This window comes from Amycolatopsis sp. NPDC102389 (assembly GCF_044765885.1).
Classification (GTDB): Bacteria; Actinomycetota; Actinomycetes; order Mycobacteriales; family Pseudonocardiaceae; genus Amycolatopsis.
In genome coordinates, this window is the sequence record NZ_JBIWKX010000031.1 from 74958 (window position 1) to 81419 (window position 6462).

Annotated in this window: 7 protein-coding genes; 4 read left to right on the plus strand and 3 right to left on the minus strand. The window is 67.9% G+C overall.

What is annotated here, in order from left to right:
* Positions 1–36 precede the first annotated feature (36 nt).
* The 3 genes from prmC to ACIRGA_RS24770 all read right to left on the minus strand — a co-directional run bounded on the left by prmC (position 37) and on the right by ACIRGA_RS24770 (position 1891).
* Positions 37–903 carry a peptide chain release factor N(5)-glutamine methyltransferase gene (gene prmC, locus ACIRGA_RS24760; RefSeq protein WP_400944884.1) on the minus strand — a complete coding sequence of 289 codons (867 nt, stop codon included), beginning with the start codon at positions 901–903 and terminating at the stop codon, positions 37–39.
* 84 nt (positions 904–987) lie between these two features.
* Positions 988–1536 carry an HD family hydrolase gene (locus tag ACIRGA_RS24765; protein WP_400944886.1) on the minus strand — a complete coding sequence of 183 codons (549 nt, stop codon included), beginning with the start codon at positions 1534–1536 and terminating at the stop codon, positions 988–990.
* A gap of 7 nt (positions 1537–1543) precedes the next feature.
* On the minus strand, positions 1544–1891 hold the full coding sequence (locus ACIRGA_RS24770; RefSeq protein ID WP_400944888.1) for a MerR family transcriptional regulator: 348 nt from the start codon (positions 1889–1891) through the stop codon (positions 1544–1546).
* A 59-nt stretch (positions 1892–1950) separates the two neighbouring features.
* Here ACIRGA_RS24770 and ACIRGA_RS24775 point away from each other — a divergent pair, with 59 nt between their 5' ends.
* From ACIRGA_RS24775 to ACIRGA_RS24790, 4 genes are all read left to right on the plus strand, one after another.
* Positions 1951–2736 carry an alpha/beta fold hydrolase gene (locus ACIRGA_RS24775; RefSeq protein WP_400944890.1) on the plus strand — a complete coding sequence of 262 codons (786 nt, stop codon included), beginning with the start codon at positions 1951–1953 and terminating at the stop codon, positions 2734–2736.
* Positions 2737–2767: 31 nt separating this feature from the next.
* Positions 2768–4201: a hypothetical protein gene (locus tag ACIRGA_RS24780; RefSeq protein ID WP_400944892.1), complete on the plus strand. Its 1434-nt coding sequence runs from the start codon at positions 2768–2770 to the stop codon at positions 4199–4201.
* A 313-nt stretch (positions 4202–4514) separates the two neighbouring features.
* Positions 4515–5438: a hypothetical protein gene (locus ACIRGA_RS24785; protein ID WP_400944894.1), complete on the plus strand. Its 924-nt coding sequence runs from the start codon at positions 4515–4517 to the stop codon at positions 5436–5438.
* A 162-nt stretch (positions 5439–5600) separates the two neighbouring features.
* On the plus strand, positions 5601–6338 hold the full coding sequence (locus ACIRGA_RS24790) for a hypothetical protein (protein ID WP_400944896.1): 738 nt from the start codon (positions 5601–5603) through the stop codon (positions 6336–6338).
* The last annotated feature ends 124 nt before the right edge of the window (positions 6339–6462 follow it).

Consider the following 6462-nt stretch of genomic DNA (forward strand, 5'->3'; position numbering starts at 1 on the left):
GTCGTGAGTCTCGCTAACTATCCGGCCGACGGCCGCTCAGGAGACGCGCAGGGCGGTGACGAACCGCGGCCGTCCGGCCAGGTCGAGGTGACCTTGCACGTCCGTCAGCACCCGCCGCGCCCGCACCAAGGCGGGGACGGCGGAGCCGTGCGTGTCGTCGTGCTCGATCGCCATCCCGCCGGTGGGCTTCAGCAGGCGCGCGGCGGCCGCGATCGCGTGCCGGATCACCGCCAGCCCGCTCTCCTCCGCGAACACCGCCCGCGGCGGGTCGTGCTCGGCGACCTCCGCCGGCACCGGCGTGCCTTCCGGGACGTACGGCGGATTGCACAGGACCAGGTCGACGAGCCCGTCGAGTTCGGCGAACATCGTGCTGTCCGCGACGTCGCCGGAGTACAGCCGGATGGGCGTGTCCCCCGCGTCGGCGTGGACGTCCGCGTTGTGCCGGGCCCAGGCGAGCGCCTGCGCGTCGATGTCGACCGCGTAGACGACGGCGTCCGGCCGCGCGTGCTGCACGGCCAGCGCCAGCGCGCCGGAGCCGGTGCACAGGTCGACCACCACCGGGTACTCGCGCCCGTGCAGCAGTTTGAGACCCCACTCCAGGAGCAGTTCGGTTTCGGGGCGCGGGACGAAAACGCCGGCGCCGACGTTGACCGTGACGTCGCCGAGCGCCGCCCAGCCGGTGAGGTACTGCAGCGGGATCCGTTTGGCCCGCTGGTTCACGAGCTGGCCGATCGCGTCGATGACCGGTGGGTCCACCAGCGGCACCATCGGCAGGCGGCCGCGTTCGACACCGAGGACGTGGGAGGCGATCAGTTCCGCGTCCGAACGCGGTGACGCCACTCCGGCCTCGGTGAGAATGCGGGTCGCTTCCATGATGGCGAGGCGCAACGGCTGCCGGTTCACTGGTGTTCCTTCACAGAGTCAAGCCTGACACACGAGGCACGCGTGCCGGGGTCGATACACGCGGGCTCAGGGTATCGATTCCTTTCAGCGCACCCGCCACGAGAGCGAAGACAACGTCAGCGCCGCTTCGGCCACACGCCGCGCGAGGTCGGTCTGGAGGCTCTTCGTCGCCGAAGCGATCCACTCGTCCACGTTCCGTACACCGACATCGCGGTACTCGACGGCCTGGAGCAGCATCTCGAGCTTGTCCGCGTCGCGCGCGTACAGCGCCTCCGGGCTCTCCGCGGCTTCGTACTCGTCGACGGCGTCGCGCACCGAGTCACGCGCGGCGCCGGGGAGCGCCGACGTCTGCGCGGCGGTGATCGCCCGCGGATCCGGCTTCTCGACGAAACCCTTGATCGTGTGCGGAAGATCGCCGGTCCGCGTCTCCTGCGTGTCGTGCCAGAGCGCGAGATACGCCGCTCTCGCCGGGTCCGCGCCGCCCTCGGCCGCGAGCAGACCTGCCAGCTGCGCGACCCGCGTGGTGTGCTCGGCCACCGATTCGGGATCGCGGACGCCCGCCTGCCACCAGCCGGCCCGCCGGATCCGCTTGAGCACACCCAGTTCGAACCCGAATCTGGCCAGGGCTTCCACAGTTCTCCTACGCGTCGACGGTCAGATATCCGGCCAGTGTCCCGCGCCGGTGCCGGAGCGTGTCGATGCGGTCGTCCATTTCGGCCAGTTCGCGCCGGATCTCCGCCACCACGGTCGGGCACATGTCGAGCTCCGGCAGTTCACCGTTCGCGCACGGCAGCATCTTCGCGATGACCTGCGTGCTCAGCCCGGCCGCGAGGAGCGCGCGGATCTGCCGCACCGTGGTGACCGCGTCGTCGTCGAAGGTGCGGTAGCAGTTAGAATCGCGCCGCGAGACCAGCAGCCCCTGCTCCTCGTAGTAGCGCAGCAGCCGCTGGCTCACGCCGGTCCGCCGGGACAGCTCGCCGATCAGCATGTGACCCCCGTCATCCGAGTTTGACCTTCACATCGATGTCAGTACCTAACGTCGCCGGCATGACGAATCATTTCGCGCACGTCGTCCGCGGTTCCGGTCCCGGCCTGCTGCTCGCCCACGGCGGGGGCGGCAGCGTCGAGGGCAACTTCGGGAGCATCCTCGACGACCTCGCCCGCACCCACACCGTCGTCGGCCCCGACTACCCCGGCTCCGGGGCCACGCCGCGCGCCACCGAGCCACTGGATCTCGACACCGTCGCGGACGAACTGGTCTCCATCGCCGTCGACGCCGGTCTCGAACGCTTCGCGATCCTCGGCTACTCGCTCGGCACCGGAGTCGCCGTCCGCGCGGCCACCCGGCACCCCGATCGGGTCACCGCGCTCATCCTGACCGCCGGATTCACGAAACCGGACAACCGGCTCCTGCTGGCCGTCGACATCTGGCGCGACCTGCTGGGCGGCGACCGGAAGCTGCTGGCGAAGTTCCTCACCTTCGCCGCCACCGGCGAAAAGCACCTGAACGCGCTGTCGCCTTCGGAGCTCGAAGCCGCCATCGAAGGACTCGCCGGATTCATCCCGGAGGGCAGCGCCGAACACGTGGACCTCGTCGCGAACGTCGACACCCGGGCCGAGCTGGCCGGGATCTCGGTCCCCACCCTCGTCATCGCCACGACGCTCGACGGCCTCGCCCCGCCCGCCCACTCCCGCGAACTCGCGGCCGGGATCCCCGGCGCCGAACTGGCCGAGATCGAGGCCGGGCACGGAATCGGTGTGGAAGCCCGCGACGAATGGCTCGGCGTGATCCAAAAGTTCCTCTCCGCAAGTGTTGGAGAGGGTACGAACTGATCACCCTGCGGAATCTTCTAAGGTGACGCGGGTGAAGATCCGGGAAATCCGACTGACCTTGGGCGTGTTTTTCGCCGCGCTCGGGGTGCTCCTCGTCCGTTTCCTGGTTCCGCGTCCGATCGGCATGGCGGACAACGGCGACGGCTGGCGCATCCTGTGCCAGCTCGGCGCCCGCGAACTCGACCGGCCTTCGGAATACTTCGTCCGCTTCTCCTATGGTCCGGCCCCGGCCTGCAACAGCGAGTACATCTCCAGCCAGAGCTGGATCGACAAGATCGCCAGCGAGCTCGGGCAGCTGCTCGGCTCGTCCGCGATCCTGAACCTGCTGGTACTGGGCGTGCTGGGCTGTCTGCTGGTCGCGGGCGGGATCGCCGCGATCGTCGTCGGCCTGCGCCTCTCGGTGCGGAACAGCGCCATCGCCACGGTCGCGCTGCTGCTGGTCGCGGCGGACTCGGCCTTCTTCGGGTACTTCGCCTCCGTGCTGAGTGAAGGAGCCGCCTTCGTCGGGATGCTCCTGCTCGCCGGCGGGCTGCTGCTCATGCACCGCACCGGACCGTGGCGCTACACCGGCGCCGCGGTCACCGTGCTCGGCGCGATGGTCGGCATCAACGCGAAGTCGCAGACGCTGCTGCTGATCCCGCTGTTCGCGCTCGCGCTGCTGTTCGTCCGGCCCGCGGGCAGCCGCGGCCTGGCCAGGTGGGCGCTGCCGCTGGCCGTGCTCGCCGTCGTCGGCGCGGGCACCGCGCTGGTGCAGGGAGCGGGCGACTCGGCGAACGCGGAGTACCGCGAGGCCAACATGTACCACGTCGTGTTCAACGGGATCGTGGACGGGAAACACGACACCACCGGCGACCTCGCCGCGCTGGGTCTCCCGCCCGAGTTCGCGAAGTACGTCGGCACCGGCTGGTGGAGCGCGAACGCCGCCTGGCGCGACCCCGCGTACGGCCAATACCGCGACAAGATCAGCCGCCGCAACGTCGCCCAGTACTACCTGGATCACCCGGTGCGTGTGGTCGAGATGCTGCACCGGTCCGCGCAGGAGACGCTGACCGCGCGGGTGCCGAACCTCGGCAGCTTCGGCGAACACGCCGGGCAGCCGCCGCTCGCCAAGGAGTACCGCGTCCCGGTGCTGTCCGGGATCACCGGATGGCTCGCTCCGCTGGGCCTGTTCGCTCTGCTGCCGATCTGGCTGCTCATCGGCTGGGCGGGTCTCCGCGCCTTCCGCAACCGCACCGGCCGCCGCGACGTCGGCATCGTGGTGCTCATGTTCCTGCTCTTCGCGATGGGCCAGATCCTGGTCTCCGGCCTCGCGGAAGGCATCGAGAACGTCAAGCACCAGCAGCTGACGATCTATCCGACCCTGCTCGCCGCCGCCTTCGCCGCGCTCTCGTTCCTGCCGAAGCGCAAGGAAGAGCCGCCGGTGGTCGAGGAACTCGAGCCGGAGACGGCGTCCCTCTCGGGCTGACGTTTCAAACGCCATCCGGCCCGGGGAGAACGTGCGCACTCGCGACGGTAAGGTCTACCGCTCGGGCATCGACGGTGGGAAACAGACTTCTAACGCTGTGAAGTGCCGACACGCGAAGAACCGGGACCGGCTCAACCAGCAGAACGGTGACCACCTCGAACGTGTCAGCGGCAGTCAAACCTATGGCGAGGCCCGATCGCGAAGAGAAGGCGAACTATCGCGTCAACCGACAGCAACCGCTCTCGGCGACTAACAGAGTCGAATATGACGCCTATGAGGCGAGGCTCAAGCAAATGCGGGGAGGAAGCTGCCCATGACTCCGCTGACACCCGACCAGACGCGATCAGCCGCGGACGCGCTCGATCGCGTCCTCCACGCCTTCTTCGAAGAGATCGGCGAGGAGCCGACGCTTGGAGAATTCCTTGAAGTACTGGGGCTGTCGTTCCAACCGGACGAGGACCTCCTACCGGGCGCACCGTTCCCGCTTCTCTTCAAAGCCAAGAAGAAAGGGAATCGCTGGTATAAGGCCGAGTCGTCCGAGAGGGTCGCGTCGCTCAATGACAACACCTTCACCGAGGCCGGCGACTTCCTGAATCTGCTCGTGGCCGGAAGCGGTGCCGACCCGGCCCAGCCGTTGTCGGTCGGGGACCTCACGGACCATGTCCTCGAGGTGCTTCGGTCCGGCGATCGTGCTTTCAGCGACATCGCCGCGCGAGACCTGGAGGCACTGGTCGCCCCAACGGCCAAGAAAACCGTCCGGGTAACGGTCGGCGACGTGGTGGCGATTCCCGCGGTGCCCCGTGGCCACCATCTGGCCATCGTGCTCTGCGAAGACCAAATGGGCACAGCACTCGGCTTATTGGAAGGCGTATTCTCTCCGCCGCGAGTCGGTGACATAGGGAGTCATCGGGCCCGGCACATCCCGGTCTACACCGGCCCCAGATTGATCAAGAACAGGACTTGGCGGGTAGTGGGGCACTATCCCGAGTTGCAGGAGCTGTTCCCTGATCCGCCCGAGATCTACTGGCAGGCGAAAACGTCCTGGGGAGAGCAGTACGGCGAGTACGGCGGCGCGGGTAAACTCGACGGCCCGATTCGGCTGCTCGACAAAGCGGAGGCGGACGCGGTCGGTCTCTTGGACGGCACCTATCGGCCGACGTACCTGGAGGAGTACTTCCAAGACGTGCTCAACGAAGGTCGCTTCGACAATGGACCGGCTCCGCGTTCCTGGCTCTGATCACCTCGGTTCCCCTCGGTGATCGCCAAGCGTTCATGCTGTGGACATGCGTTTCAAACGCGTGTCACGGAGAGCCGTCATCGGACGGGCGGCGTTCCTCGGGGCGCCTGTCCGCGTAGGCTGAGAGCCACCTGTACGCGCCGAAGGGCTCACGAATTAGTCATGGATCTCCGGGAAACGACGGTCGTCACGCGGATTTCCGCGAATATCGAAACCGAGGAATTCGCCGCGGCCGCCGCGCTGGGCGAACGTCTCATCGGCGAGTTCGAGGCCACCGAGCTGGAGATCTGCCGGGCGGACCCCGAAGGCGGCTGGACGGGGTACCTGGTCTCCGTCGGCTATCGCACGCCGCCGGCCGACGGCGAAGATCCCGCCGAAACTCTGCATCGAGCCGCGGTACCGGCGCTTTTTCATTTCGGTCTGAATGCGGAATTCTTCGAAATACACGGCACGCCGGAGACCGGCCAATACGGAAGCTACGACGCCTACGACACCCCGGCGGACGGATTCACGCTCTATTCACTGATGGCGTCCGTCGGCGGCACCGATCCCCGTGAGCCCGCGTACGTCACCAGGCACGATTTCACCCCGCGCGCGGAAACCGACGTCATTTCACGGGTGCATCTCTATGTCCCCACGGGTGACCTGCGCATGGCCGTGGACCTGTGCGGCCGTCCCGCGACCGACCTATCGGCGTCACTGGTCCGGATCAGCACGGACGCGGGTCCTTGCGAGGCGGTCCTGCTGTCAGCTTTCCCCGCTCTCCCAGGGGAAAGTGGCGAAGAGGCGCTCAGCCGGGTAACCGATGAGGTGACCGACAGGCTGTCGCAGGTGAGCATGTCCGTGCGGGCCATCCATACCGGGCTGGAAGACGACCCGTTCTACACCGAGCCCGGTTAGGCGCTGTCCTGGGTCGCGAGTGGCAAGGAGGGGTTGGAACGCTCTTTGCGGGCAGCCGGAGCGTGTCGGGCCCGACACCAAGACGCCCGCGGATGTGACCCAAATGTGGGTTGGGCCACCCCGG